Annotated in this window: 12 protein-coding genes and 2 rRNA genes; 4 read left to right on the top strand and 10 right to left on the bottom strand. The window is 39.9% G+C overall.

Features of this window, described 5'->3' with window-relative positions; all coding sequences use genetic code 11:
- Positions 1-131: 131 nt before the first annotated feature.
- The 6 genes from MKY26_RS13640 to MKY26_RS13665 all read right to left on the bottom strand — a co-directional run bounded on the left by MKY26_RS13640 (position 132) and on the right by MKY26_RS13665 (position 9,621).
- A 23S ribosomal RNA gene (locus tag MKY26_RS13640) occupies positions 132-3,065 on the bottom strand.
- Positions 3,066-3,391: 326 nt separating this feature from the next.
- Positions 3,392-4,940: ribosomal RNA gene (locus tag MKY26_RS13645) — 16S ribosomal RNA — on the bottom strand.
- Together the 16S and 23S rRNA genes form the textbook arrangement of a ribosomal RNA operon.
- Before the next feature lie 323 nt (positions 4,941-5,263).
- Positions 5,264-6,043 (bottom strand): amino acid ABC transporter ATP-binding protein, encoded by a 780-nt coding sequence (locus MKY26_RS13650; protein ID WP_095371974.1) that lies wholly within the window; start codon positions 6,041-6,043, stop codon positions 5,264-5,266.
- A gap of 14 nt (positions 6,044-6,057) precedes the next feature.
- Entirely contained in the window at positions 6,058-7,263 is a 1,206-nt protein-coding gene (locus MKY26_RS13655) for an amino acid ABC transporter permease (RefSeq protein ID WP_095371973.1), read from the bottom strand.
- 8 nt (positions 7,264-7,271) lie between these two features.
- Entirely contained in the window at positions 7,272-8,447 is a 1,176-nt protein-coding gene (locus MKY26_RS13660) for an amino acid ABC transporter permease (protein WP_411675024.1), read from the bottom strand.
- A gap of 100 nt (positions 8,448-8,547) precedes the next feature.
- Positions 8,548-9,621, bottom strand: a complete 1,074-nt coding sequence (locus MKY26_RS13665) for an amino acid ABC transporter substrate-binding protein (RefSeq protein WP_095371971.1) — start codon at positions 9,619-9,621, stop codon at positions 8,548-8,550.
- Positions 9,622-10,135: 514 nt separating this feature from the next.
- Between MKY26_RS13665 and MKY26_RS13670 the strand changes: the two genes are divergently transcribed.
- Positions 10,136-10,702, top strand: a complete 567-nt coding sequence (locus MKY26_RS13670) for a TetR/AcrR family transcriptional regulator (protein WP_095371970.1) — start codon at positions 10,136-10,138, stop codon at positions 10,700-10,702.
- Between the two features lie 95 nt (positions 10,703-10,797).
- Entirely contained in the window at positions 10,798-12,930 is a 2,133-nt protein-coding gene (locus tag MKY26_RS13675; protein ID WP_095371969.1) for an MMPL family transporter, read from the top strand.
- Between the two features lie 259 nt (positions 12,931-13,189).
- Here the strand turns inward: MKY26_RS13675 and MKY26_RS13680 are convergent, their stop codons facing one another.
- Positions 13,190-13,792 (bottom strand): pyroglutamyl-peptidase I, encoded by a 603-nt coding sequence (locus tag MKY26_RS13680; RefSeq protein ID WP_095371968.1) that lies wholly within the window; start codon positions 13,790-13,792, stop codon positions 13,190-13,192.
- 86 nt (positions 13,793-13,878) lie between these two features.
- A complete protein-coding gene (locus tag MKY26_RS13685; protein ID WP_095371967.1) occupies positions 13,879-14,997 on the bottom strand; it encodes a mechanosensitive ion channel family protein in 1,119 nt (372 codons plus the stop codon).
- 290 nt (positions 14,998-15,287) lie between these two features.
- Here MKY26_RS13685 and MKY26_RS13690 point away from each other — a divergent pair, with 290 nt between their 5' ends.
- Both MKY26_RS13690 and MKY26_RS13695 read left to right on the top strand, forming a co-directional pair.
- A complete protein-coding gene (locus MKY26_RS13690; protein WP_095371966.1) occupies positions 15,288-15,635 on the top strand; it encodes a PadR family transcriptional regulator in 348 nt (115 codons plus the stop codon).
- Positions 15,622-16,644, top strand: a complete 1,023-nt coding sequence (locus MKY26_RS13695; RefSeq protein ID WP_095371965.1) for an HAAS signaling domain-containing protein — start codon at positions 15,622-15,624, stop codon at positions 16,642-16,644. Before MKY26_RS13690 ends, MKY26_RS13695 begins: the two co-directional genes overlap by 14 nt.
- A gap of 40 nt (positions 16,645-16,684) precedes the next feature.
- On the opposite strand, the gene MKY26_RS13700 is transcribed toward MKY26_RS13695, so the two are convergent.
- Together MKY26_RS13700 and MKY26_RS13705 are read right to left on the bottom strand one after the other, a co-directional pair.
- Positions 16,685-18,202, bottom strand: a complete 1,518-nt coding sequence (locus MKY26_RS13700) for a glycine betaine uptake BCCT transporter (protein WP_095373605.1) — start codon at positions 18,200-18,202, stop codon at positions 16,685-16,687.
- Positions 18,203-18,461: 259 nt separating this feature from the next.
- The gene (locus MKY26_RS13705) at positions 18,462-19,877 is read right to left on the bottom strand and encodes a hypothetical protein (protein WP_157733902.1); all 1,416 of its coding nucleotides are present in this window, start codon (positions 19,875-19,877) and stop codon (positions 18,462-18,464) included.
- Positions 19,878-19,911: the final 34 nt, after the last annotated feature.

The following is a 19,911-nucleotide window of genomic DNA, read 5'->3' on the forward strand; positions in this document are numbered from 1 at the left end:
CGTATTGTCCAGCTACAGCGCCTAGGTGCTCGAGGTCATAAGTCAAATTTGTCATGAGGTTAAAGAACAACCTCCTGTCAAATCTGTCTTATGCTTGTCGCACCTATGCAAGGCGCTTTCGCTTTTCGTTTTTGGTTAAGTCCTCGATCGATTAGTATTAGTCAGCTACATGTGTCGCCACACTTCCACCTCTAACCTATCAACCTGATCATCTTTCAGGGATCTTACTAGCTTGCGCTATGGGAAATCTCATCTCGAGGGGGGCTTCATGCTTAGATGCTTTCAGCACTTATCCCTTCCGCACATAGCTACCCAGCGATGCCTTTGGCAAGACAACTGGTACACCAGCGGTGCGTCCATCCCGGTCCTCTCGTACTAAGGACAGCTCCTCTCAAATTTCCTGCGCCCACGACGGATAGGGACCGAACTGTCTCACGACGTTCTGAACCCAGCTCGCGTACCGCTTTAATGGGCGAACAGCCCAACCCTTGGGACCGACTACAGCCCCAGGATGCGATGAGCCGACATCGAGGTGCCAAACCTCCCCGTCGATGTGGACTCTTGGGGGAGATAAGCCTGTTATCCCCGGGGTAGCTTTTATCCGTTGAGCGATGGCCCTTCCATGCGGAACCACCGGATCACTAAGCCCGACTTTCGTCCCTGCTCGACTTGTAGGTCTCGCAGTCAAGCTCCCTTGTGCCTTTACACTCTACGAATGATTTCCAACCATTCTGAGGGAACCTTTGGGCGCCTCCGTTACTCTTTAGGAGGCGACCGCCCCAGTCAAACTGCCCACCTGACACTGTCTCCCATCCCGATAAGGGATGTGGGTTAGAATTTCAATACAGCCAGGGTAGTATCCCACCGACGCCTCCACCGAAGCTAGCGCTCCGGCTTCTAAGGCTCCTACCTATCCTGTACAAGCTGTACCAAAATTCAATATCAGGCTACAGTAAAGCTCCACGGGGTCTTTCCGTCCTGTCGCGGGTAACCTGCATCTTCACAGGTACTATAATTTCACCGAGTCTCTCGTTGAGACAGTGCCCAGATCGTTACGCCTTTCGTGCGGGTCGGAACTTACCCGACAAGGAATTTCGCTACCTTAGGACCGTTATAGTTACGGCCGCCGTTTACTGGGGCTTCGATTCAAAGCTTCGCGTGAGCTAACCTCTCCTCTTAACCTTCCAGCACCGGGCAGGCGTCAGCCCCTATACTTCGCCTTGCGGCTTCGCAGAGACCTGTGTTTTTGCTAAACAGTCGCCTGGGCCTATTCACTGCGGCTCATCAAGGCTTTAACACCCTAATGAGCACCCCTTCTCCCGAAGTTACGGGGTCATTTTGCCGAGTTCCTTAACGAGAGTTCTCTCGCTCACCTTAGGATTCTCTCCTCGCCTACCTGTGTCGGTTTGCGGTACGGGCACCTTATTCCTCGCTAGAGGCTTTTCTTGGCAGTGTGGAATCAAGAACTTCGGTACTAAATTTCCCTCGCTATCACAGCTCAAGGTATGTGACCATGGGATTTGCCTCATGGTCCCTCTAACTGCTTAGACGCACATCCAATAGTGCGCTTACCCTATCCTCCTGCGTCCCCCCATCACTCAAACAGAATACGGTGGTACAGGAATATCAACCTGTTGTCCATCGCCTACGCTTTTCAGCCTCGGCTTAGGTCCCGACTAACCCTGAGCGGACGAGCCTTCCTCAGGAAACCTTAGGCATTCGGTGGATGGGATTCTCACCCATCTTTCGCTACTCATACCGGCATTCTCACTTCTAAGCGCTCCACCAGTCCTTACGGTCTAGCTTCAACGCCCTTAGAACGCTCTCCTACCACTGAACATCAACGATGTTCAATCCACAGCTTCGGTGATACGTTTAGCCCCGGTACATTTTCGGCGCGGAGTCACTCGACCAGTGAGCTATTACGCACTCTTTAAATGGTGGCTGCTTCTAAGCCAACATCCTGGTTGTCTAAGCAACTCCACATCCTTTTCCACTTAACGTATACTTTGGGACCTTAGCTGGTGGTCTGGGCTGTTTCCCTCTTGACTACGGATCTTATCACTCGCAGTCTGACTCCCATGGATAAATCTTTGGCATTCGGAGTTTGTCTGAATTCGGTAACCCGATGAGGGCCCCTAGTCCAAACAGTGCTCTACCTCCAAGATTCTTACGCATGAGGCTAGCCCTAAAGCTATTTCGGAGAGAACCAGCTATCTCCAAGTTCGATTGGAATTTCTCCGCTACCCACACCTCATCCCCGCACTTTTCAACGTACGTGGGTTCGGGCCTCCATCCAGTGTTACCTGGACTTCACCCTGGACATGGGTAGATCACCTGGTTTCGGGTCTACGACCACATACTAAATTCGCCCTATTCAGACTCGCTTTCGCTACGGCTCCGTCTGTCCAACTTAACCTCGCATGTAATCGTAACTCGCCGGTTCATTCTACAAAAGGCACGCTATCACCCATTAACGGGCTCTAACTACTTGTAGGCACACGGTTTCAGGATCTCTTTCACTCCCCTTCCGGGGTGCTTTTCACCTTTCCCTCACGGTACTGGTTCACTATCGGTCACTAGGGAGTATTTAGCCTTGGGAGATGGTCCTCCCTGCTTCCGACGGGATTTCTCGTGTCCCGCCGTACTCAGGATCCACTCTGGAGGGAACGAAGTTTCAACTACAGGGCTTTTACCTCCTATGGCGGGCCTTTCCAGACCTCTTCGTCTATCTCGTTCCTTTGTAACTCCGTATAGAATGTCCTACAACCCCAAGAGGCAAGCCTCTTGGTTTGGGCTAATCCCGTTTCGCTCGCCGCTACTCAGGGAATCGCGTTTGCTTTCTCTTCCTCCGGGTACTTAGATGTTTCAGTTCCCCGGGTCTGCCTTCCATACCCTATGTATTCAGGTATGGATCCTATCCCATAACGGATAGGGGGTTTCCCCATTCGGAAATCTCCGGATCAAAGCTTACTTACAGCTCCCCGAAGCATATCGGTGTTAGTCCCGTCCTTCATCGGCTCCTAGTGCCAAGGCATTCACCGTGCGCCCTTATTAACTTAACCATTGTTCGGCTTGCGATAAGCTACGCATTTCGGCGTCAGCTCACTCGTCAACATCCTCATGTGCACAAGACGCACACTCCGGTGTTTCCTCGCTCGCTTCCTTGAACTGCTTGCTTCTCACAACCCTCACGGTTGTATGTTTTTAAAAAAAGTTTAGTATCTCTACTCTATTACTATTATATAGAGAGAAAATAACTAAGGTGGCGATTACTCGGTAATCTTCTTCATTACATTATCTAGTTTTCAAAGAACGATTGAATTGAGAGATTATACTCTCAAAACTGAACGAACAGTCTAACATCAAGTTAATTCCGTATATTCCTTAGAAAGGAGGTGATCCAGCCGCACCTTCCGATACGGCTACCTTGTTACGACTTCACCCCAATCATCTGTCCCACCTTAGGCGGCTGGCTCCAAAAGGTTACCCCACCGACTTCGGGTGTTACAAACTCTCGTGGTGTGACGGGCGGTGTGTACAAGGCCCGGGAACGTATTCACCGCGGCATGCTGATCCGCGATTACTAGCGATTCCGGCTTCATGTAGGCGAGTTGCAGCCTACAATCCGAACTGAGAATGGTTTTATGGGATTGGCTAAACCTCGCGGTCTTGCAGCCCTTTGTACCATCCATTGTAGCACGTGTGTAGCCCAGGTCATAAGGGGCATGATGATTTGACGTCATCCCCACCTTCCTCCGGTTTGTCACCGGCAGTCACCTTAGAGTGCCCAACTAAATGCTGGCAACTAAGATCAAGGGTTGCGCTCGTTGCGGGACTTAACCCAACATCTCACGACACGAGCTGACGACAACCATGCACCACCTGTCACTCTGTCCCCCGAAGGGGAAAGTCCTATCTCTAGGATTGTCAGAGGATGTCAAGACCTGGTAAGGTTCTTCGCGTTGCTTCGAATTAAACCACATGCTCCACCGCTTGTGCGGGCCCCCGTCAATTCCTTTGAGTTTCAACCTTGCGGTCGTACTCCCCAGGCGGAGTGCTTAATGCGTTTGCTGCAGCACTAAAGGGCGGAAACCCTCTAACACTTAGCACTCATCGTTTACGGCGTGGACTACCAGGGTATCTAATCCTGTTTGCTCCCCACGCTTTCGCGCCTCAGCGTCAGTTACAGACCAGAAAGTCGCCTTCGCCACTGGTGTTCCTCCAAATCTCTACGCATTTCACCGCTACACTTGGAATTCCACTTTCCTCTTCTGCACTCAAGTTCCCCAGTTTCCAATGACCCTCCACGGTTGAGCCGTGGGCTTTCACATCAGACTTAAGGAACCGCCTGCGCGCGCTTTACGCCCAATAATTCCGGACAACGCTTGCCACCTACGTATTACCGCGGCTGCTGGCACGTAGTTAGCCGTGGCTTTCTGGTTAGGTACCGTCAAGGTACCGGCAGTTACTCCGATACTTGTTCTTCCCTAACAACAGAGTTTTACGATCCGAAAACCTTCATCACTCACGCGGCGTTGCTCCGTCAGACTTTCGTCCATTGCGGAAGATTCCCTACTGCTGCCTCCCGTAGGAGTCTGGGCCGTGTCTCAGTCCCAGTGTGGCCGATCACCCTCTCAGGTCGGCTACGCATCGTCGCCTTGGTGAGCCGTTACCTCACCAACTAGCTAATGCGCCGCGGGCCCATCTGTAAGTGATAGCAGAACCATCTTTCAATCTAATTATATGTATAAATAGATATTATCCGGTATTAGCCCCGGTTTCCCGGAGTTATCCCAGTCTTACAGGCAGGTTGCCCACGTGTTACTCACCCGTCCGCCGCTAATCTTTGGGAGCAAGCTCCCTCAGATTCGCTCGACTTGCATGTATTAGGCACGCCGCCAGCGTTCGTCCTGAGCCAGGATCAAACTCTCCAATAAAGTGTTTGATTAGCTCATTTGCACCTATGGTGCTTTGTTGCTGATAAATCAGCTTTTTAAAATTACGCTTGACGTTTTATGTTCGTTCAGTTTTCAAAGAACAATCTCGTTCGCTTCAGAAGCGACCTTCTTAATATATCACCCAGTGTGTTTGATGTCAATAACTTTTTTATAAAATCTTATGTAAGTTACTGCGTCAGTAACGACTGCTTTAATATAATATCACCTGTTATTATTATTCGTCAATAACTTTTTTAAAAAAATTAATCTATTACATAAATAAAAAGGAGTCAGCACTTTCATGTTATGCTGACTCCTTTTTATTATAGTATTTGCGATAAGAACGCTTTCGTCCTTTCATGTTGTGGGTTATCAAATAATTCTACTGGTGTTCCCTCTTCCACAATTTCACCGTAATCAAATAGAACAATACGGTCAGCTACTTGGCGAGCGAATCCCATTTCATGTGTAACTACTACCATTGTCATTCCTGATTCAGCCAACGTCTTCATTACATCCAATACCTCTTTTACCATCTCAGGATCTAACGCTGAAGTCGGTTCATCAAATAACATGATTTTCGGTTGCATCGCCAGCGCTCTTGCAATAGCCACCCTTTGTTGTTGTCCACCTGAAAGTTGACCTGGATATTTATCAGCTTGTTCAGGGATACCCACCCTTTCAAGCAACTCTTTCGCGATTTGTTCAGCTTTTTGCTTCTTCCACCGCCTCACCCATATCGGTGCTAAAGAGATGTTTTTTAGAATCGTCATATGCGGAAAGAGATTAAAAGATTGAAAAACCATCCCTGTTTCTTTTCTTATTTCTTCTATATTCTTTAAATCATCAGTCAACTCAATACCATCTATCTTTATTTGTCCTTGTTGGAACTCTTCTAAAGCATTAAGGGTGCGAATAAAAGTAGATTTCCCTGAACCAGATGGCCCCAGAACAACAACAACCTCACCTTGTTTCACACTAATATTTACATCTTTTAAAACATGCAGTTGTCCAAACCATTTATTTAATCCCTTCACTTCTATTATATTTTCTCTTTTTTCAATAGGTATATCTATTTTCTCAACTCCAAATATACTTTCCATCTATATATATCCCCCTAACGCTCTCCAGCACCTAAAGTATTTTCTAATCTTCTACTTACATACGACATAAGCGAACAGAATATAAAGTAAATAAACGCGATAAACAGAAATACTTCCATGTTCTTACCTAAAAAGGCAGGATTTGCAATCACCTTTTGCCCCATCCCTAATAATTCAGTTAATCCTACAATCGCTACAAGAGAAGTATCTTTGAAAATTGAGATAAATTGACCAACACAAGCTGGAATTACAGCTTTGATAGCTTGAGGAAGAACAACAAAACCCATGGTATATGTGGAATTTAAACCTAAAGCTTGCGCTGCCTCGAATTGTCCCCTCGGGATCGATTGCAATCCACCTCTTATATTTTCAGCTAAATACGCCGCACTAAATAATGTGAAACCAACCATTGCCCTGAGGACATTACTCACGTCAATACTATTACCTAAAAAAAGCGGCAACATCAACTGAAATACAAATAGTATTGTAATTAGAGGGATCCCTCTTATCAGTTCAATATAAATGATACAAAACCATTTCACTACAGGGAGTTTACTTCGTCTTCCTAGAGCTAATAAAACTCCCAAAGGAAAAGAACAAACAATTGCCACACTTGCAATAAGTAGCGTTAACAAGAAACCTCCCCAAATATTAGAATTCACTTTTGGTAAAATACCGAAACCATTGAATAGAGAAATAACAAGCGGAATGAACAATATCCATAATAATAAAACTGGGATTTTTAGCTTCTTCACTTTTCTTCCTATTATATAAAAGAGGAAAATAAAAATAATATTCCCTACAAGAATAAGCCTCGTATTTGTTTGGATAAATGGCAGGACAAGCGAAACGAGCATTAGCCCAGCAATAACCAATGCCACATGCCTCATCACTCCTCGCCATAGCCCCCATGAGCTTCCTAAAAGAGCAGAAATGAGAAAAATAGCTACCCAAACTCTCCAAGTCTCCTCTAATGGAAATTGCCCAACCATGAGTAAACGAAAGTTCGTTTCGATAACAGTCCAATCAGCTGTGAAAATAAATTCCCCTGTATGGAAGACAACATATGAAATAATGGCAACTGACACGATAGTTAATATAATATTTGGCCAAGTACCGAATAAGTTTGTCTTTAACCAACCACCTACACCGACTGTTTTTTTAGGCGGTCCCACAACCGAAGTATCAGTAGTAACGTTTATTTGAGGTTCATTGTTCATGCTTACACCTACCTTTCAACGAGTTGTGCTTTCTTATTAAAGTAGTTCATAAATAAAGAAGTAATTAAACTAAACGTTAAATAAACAGCAATCATTATCGCAATGGCCTCTATTGGGCGCCCCGCTTGATTCATTACTGTGTTTCCGATACTTACAATCTCTTGATAACCAACTGCAACAGCCAAACTTGAATTCTTAGTTAAGTTCAAATACTGACTGGTTAAAGGTGGGATAATAATTCTAATAGCCTGTGGGAAAATCACCAATCTTAGAGCTGTTGAATTTTTTAACCCTAATGCTTTCGCAGCTTCAGACTGCCCCTTATTGACTCCATTGACCCCAGCTCGTATGATCTCTGCAATAAATGTAGATGTATAAATGACCAACCCGAGTAATATAGCGGAAAATCCAGGTGATAGGACAAAACCACCATCAAACCCATTTCCTGCAACAGACGGAGCATGGAAGGTTACTGGTGTATTTCCAGTGACTACGTAAGATATAATAGCAACCACCACGATAACGCCCAACGCCCACAATGATGGAAAAATCTTTTTCCCAGACTCGATTTGTTTCTTTAACATCAAACGATATACAAAAAAAGCAATTACCAGTGACACAAAGAATAAAATGCCCCAGAGTAAAATCCCTTGATTTTCTTCGTACCAAGGAATAGCTGTACCGCGATTTGAGAAAAGCATTGGTCCAATCTGAAGGGCTTCTTGAATTTTTGGCATTGGTAAAAACACGGCATAAAACCAAATAAAAATTTGTACAAGCAATGGTGTATTTCGAAAAATCTCGATGTACGCTCCGGCAAGTTTACTTAATAACCAGTTATTCGACATTCTCGACAACCCTACAATCAATCCAAGAATAGTCGTCAAAATGATACCAAAGAATGCAACCCTCAATGTATTAAGCATGCCTATGAGTAAAGCTTTTCCATATGTATCAGTCGGTTGATAATCAATCATCGCCTCCGAAATAGAAAACCCCGCTGTATTGGCAAGGAAATCGAACCCTAACTGTAAACCTATTTGTCTTAGTCCACTTAACGCATTGTTAATTAAAAGATATCCGAATGCTAAAACGATAATAGCAAATACTACTTGTAAGATAATTGGGATAATCTTTTTATTTCGCCAAAATGGTGGAGAAATCGACTTCTTCTGATTCGACAGTTCACTCACATCTTACACTCCCTTCTAGAGGTACCTATTTAACTAATAGTTTAAAATAGACCTGCTATAGAGAATTCTCATCAAGCAGGTCTATCTTTACTTAACGGAATGGAGGAGAGTAAAGAATTCCGCCATCAGTGTATAATGCGTTTAACCCTCTATCTAACTTGAAAATAGTATCTGCTCCAAGATTCTTCTCGAAAATTTCGCCATAATTCCCTACTTGTTTAATAATCTGGTAGGCAAAGTCATTAGGGAGCCCTAACTGTTCTCCAAGATTTCCTTCAGTTCCTAGCAATCTTCTAATTTCAGGATTTTCCGATTCTAAAAATTCATCAACATTTTTAGAATTGATGCCAAATTCTTCAGCTTGAATAGTAGCATTAACCATCCAGTTCACTGCATCAAACCACTTATCATCTCCACCTTTTACTGACGGTCCAAGTGGCTCTTTCGATAAGTTCTCTTCCAAAATCTTATGGTCATCAGGATTTTCCATAACTGCCTGCCTTGCAACTAATCCTGATTTATCTGTTGTCCATGCATCGATGCTTCCTGATTCATATGCCGCTACCACTGCATCTTGACCATCAAACACAACCGCCTCATGCTCAATACCAAGCGCCCTCATCTGATCTGCTAAGTTCAGCTCTGTTGTTGTTCCTGTATCTACACCAATACGCATACCTTTTAAATCCTCAAGAGACTCTACCCCACTGTCAGCTCTCACCATAATACCTTGCCCATCATAGAAAGTTGTTGGAGCAAAATTCAAACCAACTTCCGAATCCCGGTTTGTTGTCCATGTTGTGTTTCTAATTAACACATCAACTTCGCCTGTTTGCACAGCTGTAAATCTCTCTTGAGCAGATAAAGGTCTAAACTCAACGGCTTCGGCATCCCCTATCGCACCCGCTGCTAGTACTCGAGCGAAATCAACATCAAACCCAACGTTCTTACCACTCTCATCGATGTAGCCAAACCCTGGCAATTCATCATTCACCCCAGCAACTAGCTTCTTATTATCAATCACTTTACTAAGAATAGAACTTCCAGATGATCCATTATTTGAATCCCCGCTTTCCTTCCCCCCCGCCTCTTCATTTGAACAACCAGTTAAAGCAAGCAATACTACTAAAAATAAACTCATAAAACCAAAAGAAATTTTCTTCATAATTAACCCCCTTTATTCTGTTATTTAACAGAATTTTTAGATATTTAACAATAGTAATAGACTTACCATGTAAGATTGTCTATCACTATATGTTATATATTAACTTTATTGTTTTTTATAGTCAACATTTATATTTTAAATATTCTTAAAAATATAAATATTTAGAATTAATAAATCAACTTAAAATTTTACTAACATACTAATCTCTTCCTATACGATTGACGTCTAATCATGTTTACTTACAAATAAGAGTATTTCTTAATAATGTTTCTCGTTTAACTAACACTCATCCTAAATACCCATTCTACACATCGGATTAATAATCTTTTTTTACCAAAACGGACCACATTTCACCTTCCCCTTCTCTTCTTCCATTTTTCCGTAATTAATCCATAAAAGTAGTTTCTCAATATAACACTTTATCTTCTTTCTTTTTGCAGAAATAATGAATGAAAAAGATATAACTTTCGATTATAAATGACAAACGATTATAATATTGATGAGGTGAATAAATATGGGTAGAGATAGAAAGTTCTCCATTACAGAATTATACGAACATACACAAGCATTATTACTAGAAGTTGGATATGAAGGATTTACGTTTAGTTTACTAGCAGAAAGGCTACATGTAGCTAGAGGGACAATTTATAAGTATTTTGAAAATAAAGATGAACTTATTACAGCTTTTATGATTTATGAAATGAATCAGTTTATGAAAAAACTCGAGCAAATTGAGGAAAAAGGGGATTTTGAACGGCAATTTACTTACTTAATGGAGATTATCTTTGAAAGAACTGAGATTCAGGAATTAATCAATATTACAAAGCAAGTGAATACAACAAACGAAAAAACAGTTGCAAATCAAACTTATTTTAAGAGCATGAGTATAAATATGTATACATGCTTACAAAACTTTGTCCAATTAGGTAAGCAAGAAGGAAAGTTAAACCCCTCCTTGCCAGACACAATGATATTAGGCTTTATTTTTCAATCAGTAGCCATTCCAAATCATTTTCAGTTACCACGTGAGCAATGGGTTCAATCCATTATTGAAATGGTAAGTAACGGGATACGCACATAATAATTGACACATGTGTCACTTTGGAGCAAAATATGATAGAAGCATGGATTTTTATGATATTTACCCCAACCTAACTTGAAAGGATGTCCTATCAAATGAAAAACTTGCTCCATACTATTACTGATCGAGTAGCAACGAAAAAAGGGGCCTGGATTACCATCGTCTGTTGGCTAGTTATCGCGCTAGGGTTAGCATTTTTTGCTCCTAATGCGAAAGATTATCAAGTGGGAAGAATTGCTACTCTCCCTGAAGATAGCCAATCGATTATCGCCCAAAACAAATTAGAAAAATACTTTCCAAGCGCTGACGGTATTCCTGCCATCCTTGTCTTTCAGGATAAAAATGATGAGCAACTTGAAACCTCTGTTTTAGCAGAACAACTAAATAGCTTTAAGGATAATGACATTAAAGGAATAACTGAGGTCATTCCACTAGAACAATTACCACCTGAAGCACTCAAAGGCTTCTTTTCTGATGATCAATCCATAGCAGTTATTCCACTACAATTTGCATCTAGTATGGAAAGCGGAGATATTCAAACTTCCATTCATCAAATGCAAGATATTGTCGAAGATCAAACAGACCTAAACTTTTGGGTAACTGGACCTGCTGGCATTAGTGCAGACTCTCTTGACCTATTTTCAAGAGCTGATGTTGTCCTTATTTTATCTACTGTCGCTTTAATATTAGTCTTACTTATTGTTATTTATCGCTCACCACTGCTTGCTATCATTCCTTTATTGGCTGCTGGCTTTGTTTATGAAGTTGTTATGAAGTCATTAGGTATTTTCGGAAGCCTAGGATTAAATCTCAGTCAACAAACTATTTCGATTATGTTGATCTTGTTATTTGCAGCAGTAGTTGATTATTCACTTTTCGTATTTTCACGTTTTAGAGAAGCATTAAAAAACCATGAAAACTCTTTTGAAGCGATGAAAGTGGCCATGAGAAGCGTTGGCATGCCTGTTTTCTTCTCTGGAGGCACGGTTCTTGCCGCTATGCTTGTTCTGTTCTTTGCCGAGTTTGGTGATTATCGAAACTTCGCTCCAACTTTCGCAACAGCAATGGCGATTATCATGATCTCATCCATAACGCTCATCCCTGCGTTATTTGCGTTATTTGGCAGAAAAGCATTTTGGCCAAAAGTACCGCAAGTGGGAGACCATTCAGTGAAAGGAAGTTCTTTCTGGAGTAAGGTAGGTCAATTCGTTGTCAAAAAACCGATTGTATCAGTTGTATCTGTCGGGGTTATCTTGGTCGTTTCTGCATTAAATATTTCAAACTTAGACTATGAATTTGATACGATAAAATCTTTCCCTGAAGATATGCCATCTCGTGTCGGTTATGAAGTATTAGAAGAAAACTTCTCTAGCGGCGATCTTGCACCAACAACTGTTTTAGTTGAATCATCACAAGCATTATCTGAAGAACAAATTTCTTCTATTGTCGAACAACTTTCATCAAGGTCAGAAGTAAATGAAGTTAGACCTTCTGGGACAGCTGAAAACAATCAAGTTCTTCAACTGAGCTTGACTTTCAATGACAGTCCTTATGCGATTGAAAGTATTAATGAACTAGAAAAAATAGTAAATGAGAAAGAAGAGTTATTAGATAACAGTAATATAGATGGTGACATTTATTTTTCAGGGGAAACAGCGTCATCATTAGATGATCGTAAAGTGAACAATAATGATATCCTTTTGATTGTTACCCTTGAAACGGTCCTCATCTTCTTGCTCCTTATTGCTTTGACAAAATCGATCAAAATGCCAATCTATATGATGGGAACTATTCTCATATCATTCTTAGCAGCATTAGGATTAGGAACATTTTTAACAGAGATATTTTTCGGAATCGATGCTGTAAGTAACCGCGTTCCTTTATATGCCTTTGTATTTCTTGTCGCACTTGGAATCGATTATAATATTATGCTCGTTTCTCGCTTTCAAGAAGAAAGAAAGCACCATAGTGTCAAAGAAGCTGTTCAATTAGCTGTTTCTCATACAGGTGGAGTCATTTCTTCAGCCGGCTTGATTCTAGCCGCAACATTCGCTGTTCTAATGACACAACCTATCGAGTTACTATTTGTATTCGGATTTATTGTAGCCGTTGGAATTCTATTAGATACATTCCTTATAAGAGGTGTACTTTTACCAGGATTAATTGTTTTATTAGAGAAAGATAAACAAGGAGATAAGCAAAAATCTAAATCTGCTAATAACGGATAGAATACAAAAATTAATTTATGTTTGTACTGCCACAGATGATGTTCTGTGGCAGTTTTTATACACTGAGAATATAACAGCCAAGGAGTTCTTACTGCAAACTTTCCTTTTGAACGGTCTTCAATTAGATAAACAGCGTTTAATACTCCTCTCCCAATATAAGATATATCTTTCACTTGCCAGGCCTCTTCAGACTCTAACGCTATTCGGATTTGTTGCTTTAAATGCTAATTCAACCTAAAATCACATTAGATTCCCCTAACTACTCTAACGTTTCTATACATATTTCGATCGCCCTTGTTAAATCCTCTTGACTCCAACTAGGCAGTTTACTATTGGTCAATGCTAATCGATGAGACGCAGGAATATGAATAAACCCTGCTGGGATATTAATGTTATGTTTTTTTATATAATACAGTACTTGATACATCACATGGTTACATAAATAAGCTCCTGCTGTATTAGAAATTTTTGCAGGGAAACCATGATGATGAAGCCTTTCGATCATTTGCCTATTAGGTAGCGTAGAGAAGTAACCATCTTCGCCATCCATGTGAATAGGCTCATCCACTGGTTGAACTCCGTTATTATCAACAGGTCCATCATTTACATTAATCGCTATCCGCTCGGGCGTTATTTTATCTCTACCAGCTGCTAGCCCCATAAGTATCACGGCATCTGGATTCATTTCTTCCATTTTTGTTATAAGTGTTTGTTTTACATGTTTAAACGAGACGGGGAGCAAGGCCGTTTGCACATGATAATTCCCAATTTTTTTGCCATCTAATGCTTCCACAACTTCTGCGGTTGGATTAATTGGAAAATCTAAAAAAGGTTCAAAACCGGTTAATAATAATTTTTGCATCTATCTCACCCTTCATTATGTAGAATATTCAATTATTTTACCAAAAGAGAAATCGCTTCTTTTCTAAACAAGAAGCGATTTCGTTTTTAAGAATCTTTCCCTAACATTAATTGATCTTTATTTTCCTTCTGATCTGCAAGGAGCTTGTCGGAATCAACATATACGCGAGTGCTTTCTAGCGCAATGATGACACCTTCTTGCTCTAGAATATCAATGATTTGAAAGTTAATATTCTCTTTAATTTTAAGGAATTCTCCCCAATTGGTTGTGTTCGTAAAGAAATACAAAAATAAGTCATATGAATTATCTTTAATTTCATCAAAAGTAACAAAGATGGTTTCTGGATGGATATCATCATTATTTACTAAAGTTGAATGAATTCTATCAACAATACGTTGTAGCTTATGTCTTGGTGTCTCATGTGAGATCGATAAATTAAAGGTAATTTGTCTTTTTCCCATTCGGCTCCAATTCGTAATGGGTTCATTCGCAATTGTCCCATTTGGTAATGTAACAATCGCCTGTGCGAATGTCCGGACTTTTGTACTTCTGAAGGAAATATCTTCTACGGTCCCTTCAACACTCGGCGTCATAATCCAATCACCGATTGTAAAAGGTTTCTCGGTTATGATGACGAAACCTCCGAATAAGTTACCGATTGCATCCTTCGCTGCAAAAGCAATTGCAGCACCACCGATACCAAGCCCTGCTACAAGACCACTGATATGGTATCCAAACTCTTGCAAGATAATACTTGCAGCAATAACCATAATCACTATTCTTAACATACGTGATAAAAATGGAATGAGAATATCATCCACCTCTAACTTATACTTATCACGCATTTTTATAAAGACTGCTGATGAAGCTGATGCTACATTATATAATCCCCAAGCAATCATAGTGATAAATGCGGATTTTATAAGTGCAACAAATATCCTATTATGTTGTTCTAAATATGGGAAAAAGTCCATTGCGATATATAGACCGACAATGATGAAAATCCATTTCACCGGTTTTTCAAAAGAAAGAAAGATATGAGATAAAAGCTGAGAGTTTGCCTTATTACTCACCTTCATTAATAGTTGAAACAAATATTTTGCAAAAATACCGCGAAAAATTAAAAAAAGTATTACGATTCCTATTGATATCCCTAGCTGTATCCAGGTGTTCTCAGAATCAAGGAATGAAAAAGCGCCTTCCATTTATCTGTCCCTCCTTATAATCTAGTGTTTATCATACCATAACACCGCTTGTTACCATTAGTAAAAAGATATTACTTTATGTAAATAACCGTTCCACACGTTAACAAACCTGATGGTTGAAAATAATGTCGAATGTATCTTGTCCTCTGCATTCTTATTCTTTCTCATTTTCAGCTATTCTACCTTGGAGATTTATGTTAAGAAATGCTGTCGAAAAATATTATGCACATTATTATTGATTTCATAATACTGTATGATATACACTATTGTTATTAACGAGGTGATTACAATTGAAAGACTTATTACATTCCCTTACAACAGAGCTAAAACGTGGAACACTTACATTAGCGGTTTTAAGTCAGTTAGACGAACCACAATATGGCTACTCTTTAGTACAAAACTTAGAACAATCAGGCATCGAAATAGAACAAAGTACTTTATACCCTCTACTTAGACGACTGGAAAAACAAGAACTTGTCACTAGTAGTTGGGACACAACCGAAAGCAGACCAAGAAAATATTATCAGCTTAGTGAATATGGGAAGAAAATATTCGCAGTATTAAAGGAGGAGTGGGCAAAAATGTCTACTGAAATGAATTTATTATTAGAGGGGGGAAATAACAATGGAATGGATTGATGTTTATATCCATGAGGTTACAAAGCGTCTACCAGAAAAACAACGGAATGACATTGCTTTAGAGCTAAAATCATCCATCTTAGATGCGCTACCAGAGAATTATTCGCTCGAAGATGTTAAAGCTGTATTGGAGGACTTAGGAGATCCTGCAGAAATCGCGAAGAATTATCGCGATGCGCCCTCCTATTTAATCGGTCCTGATTATTATGACTTATTCATGACCACTATGAAGATGATTTTACAACTTGCCATTGGGTTTGCTGTTGCTTTTATCTTTTTTGAAGGAGTAATTACTTACCTAAACAGCGATCAAGATTGGACTTATATATTTACTGCCTTTGGCAAAGGGATTTGGACGGTTATATCTACAGCTATCCAAGTCGTATTCTGGGTCGCTATTGTCTTCATCATTATGGAACGAACTGGCGTCGCGCCTTATGAAATCGCCGGTACAGGAGAAAAATGGACACCAGATGATTTGAAAAATATCACTGTTATTCCCAAGAAAAAAGGAATCACGAAGATCGATATTTTTGCTGCGTTCCTTTGGACAGCAATATGGGGTACCATTTACTTCATCGCACTTGATAGAGTCGGTATCTATACACAAAATAATCAAGAAACAGGGTTAACCCTACTGACGCCGATTTTCAACCAAGAGCTTCTTCTCTCATTCTGGCCACTTGTTTTGATTGTTCTTTTATGCGAGCTCACATTAACGGTATATAAATGGGTAAAGAGGCAGTGGACCAAATCTTTAGCAACCATTAACACTATCTATCAACTCTTGTATACAATTTTGTTCCTATTAATTATTCTGCAACCAAATCTCTTTCACAGTAATTTAATCAATGAACTTAGTCAGCTCTTTAACACAACAACAACAAGTATAAGCTCAATTCTTGACACAATTATTGGGGTATCTATTGCGATTACAATCATTTCAGCTGTTTATGCTTCGTATGATGGTTTTAAGAAAAGTAAAATAAAGAATGATACTTTACTGTAACTAAAAAGAAGCGCGAATAAAAGCCCCGCGCTTCTTTTATTTATTGCTCTTTTTTTCTTTTCTTCGGTTTAATATATAAACCCAATTCTTTCTTTTCTTGCATTAATGACCGATAAATTGAAATCATCATTAATATCATTATAAATGAGAAAGGGAAAGCGGAAATAATCAATGCATTTTGTAAACCTTGTAAGCCCCCACTATATAACAAAATTAAGGCTACTAATGATTGTGCCACTCCCCAAGTCAGCTTAACAGAATTATGAGGATTTAAAGAGCCATAAGTTGTTTGCATACCTAGCACAAATGTGGCCGAATCTGCTGAAGTAATGAAAAAAATGGCTACCAATAGAATAGCAATAATCGAAATCACCATAGACCCTGGAAACTCACTGAAAACACCAAATAGTACTTGTTCCGTTGGAAATTGACTTAAATCAACCGCTCCACTTCTTTGAACGTCCACGGCTGATGTACCAAATACCGCAAACCAGAAAAGACTAACTAACGCTGGAGCTAATAGTACACCTGAGATAAACTCTCTTATTGTTCTACCTTTTGAAACACGAGCGATAAAAATTCCGACAAATGGAGACCATGAAATCCACCATGCCCAGTAAAATATAGTCCAATCATTTATCCATGATCGATGGTCCTCATTCAGTGGTGAAATACTAAAACTCATTCGCATTATATTTTGTATGTAACCACCTATCGTATCTGTGAACATATTTAAAATAAGTACTGTTGGACCTAAAACAAAGACAAGCAGTACCAATATTACTGCTAAAACCATATTTACATTACTTAAATATTGAATGCCTTTACTCAAGCCTGACCACGCTGAAAGCATAAATAATACTGTGACAATCGCAACGATGATTACTTGTACTATAAAACTGTCAGGGATCCCGAATAAATACGTTAATCCTCCATTAATTTGTGCTGCACCAAACCCTAAGGTCGTTGCTACCCCTACAACTGTTGCAAATACAGCCAATACATCAATTAGTGTACCCCAAAAACCGTCCATCGCTTTTCCAAAAAGAGGCTTTAATGTGGCTGAGATTAAACCCGGTTCATCTTTTCTAAATTGAAAATAGGCTAATACTAAAGCGACAAGTCCATATATAGCCCATGCATGTATGCCCCAATGAAAGAAAGTATATCGTAAAGATTCTCTAAACGCTTCATCTGTCTCTCCGTTCGCCAGTGGAGGTGTGACATAATGAGATACCGGTTCTGCCGCTCCCCAGAATACAAGCCCGATGCCCATACCAGCACTAAACAACATCGCAAACCAAGAGATAGTAGAGAATTCCGGTTTAGAATCCTGTTTCCCTAATTTAATCGAGCCAATAGGACTAAAAATGAGAAATAGACAAAATACGACAATGATAGTTACCAAAATAAGGTAATACCATCCAAAACCATTTGTTAATAAATCTTGTAAATTAGCTGTTATCCTTTCGAACACACTAGGAATCGCTACACCTAAAGCGACAAAAATAAATACAATTACTACAGTTATCCAAAAAACATTCGATACTCTCTTCATAGATTGTTCCTTTCCCAAAAATCTTTTCTACTTCACTTTAATCTGCCTCTAAAAACCTTTGTTATAGTTTAAGACAAATTTTATTTATTATTCTTTGTCTGACAGAATACACAACCGTTCGACAAATCCCTTACACCTTTTACCCAATTAAAAATATATTAAACTCGATTTTCAAGACCTTTAGCCTTGTATCTTTGTATTAGCCACTTAATTAAAAAATGCCTTTATACATTATTCAGCATAAAAGGCAGTATTCGTTTTAATATTGATCCATACAACTCGTGTCAATAACCCACGGTTCCCCTGTATTCATATCAATCATTTTAATATGGCCAGTAGTAAGTGGATAGGTCGGTAAATAAGTTAATGTGTATTGATGCTTCTCTATATTCTTTCCCCAGCTTAATTCCATAAAAAGCTTTTCCTTAATCATTTCTGTTGCCGCTTTAAATGTAAGGCTTGCGACAAATGATACCTTTGAGAAGTCTTGGAGTACCTCACTATCTACATCTACATATTTCACCAAGCCTGTATCGTCTATTTGAATATGAACCAAAGCATCAGCTACTTGAACGCCCCTTTCTTGTCGAATAAACGTAAAATCGTATATGCCGTTTGCGGGTTTTTGACTTATTACATTATCGTCTAATTGTTGCAGTTTAAAATAATCATGAGGGTTATCACAAACTGCTTGTAACACTGATGTAGCAGTTAAAAGCGCCACTTTCGAATTAACATGTCCAGAAACAAACGTTTCAGAATCATCTAAGCCCATTAATTTAAGCAGTCTTCCATCCGCATTGAATACAAATTTTATCGCACCAGGGATATCTAATTCATCATCTAATAAATCTTCCTCACTCACCCGTAAAGATTTTTTAGGTAACTTACTCCATACCTCTAGTCTACCACTTTTCGTTTTTGCTTCAGCTACAAGCATATGGTCTTCCGTCATTCCCGCCAATGTATAAATATCTATAAATTCAGCCAAATCGGGTAAGGATGTCATCAGCGTTTTGCCAACACCAAACGAATCCGAGGTAAGTATTCCCCCATTTGTGTGTACACCAAGAATAAAATCCTCCAACTGATAAACATAGTGATACTCATCATCACCATTGACAAATATGTCATTATCATACTTTGCAATAACAGGTAGAATCCTTAAATGATTTAAATAAATCCGCTTCGCTTCTTCATTCGTAATCAGTGTTTTGGGATAGACAAGTTCAAAATCCATGCTTTCTCTTTCGACTGCACTTAATACCCCATTACTAAGCATTGTAAAACTAATTCCAGAATGAGGGAGTTCCTTATTCAACCGCTCATCTTTGCGATTATATAAAATCATATGATATTCACCTAAGTCAATGTATGCTGACAAATATAACCCATGCCTGAAAGTCGAATCATAGAACCTTTCTATAAACTGCTCTGCTTGCATGATCATATCAAACTTACTCATTTCCCCTGGAATTTCATCTAGTTCATCCGTATAAATGAAAAACTCTGCCACACCTAATTCATCCATACGAACCGAGCCAATTGACTCTCCCCAATCTTCCAACAGGATATCATACACATTTTCTTCAAATTCCATCTGCTCCATAACTAAATCATCTGGGTTGATTCCTTTAAAATAGGTTTTTAGTTGTTCCATTATTAAGTGATTCAAAGCAGCTGTTCTCCTTTAGTTATGATTTAATTAA

It is taken from the genome of Cytobacillus sp. FSL R7-0680 (assembly GCF_038009245.1).
GTDB classification, from domain to species: Bacteria; Bacillota; Bacilli; order Bacillales; family Cytobacillaceae; genus Cytobacillus; species Cytobacillus kochii.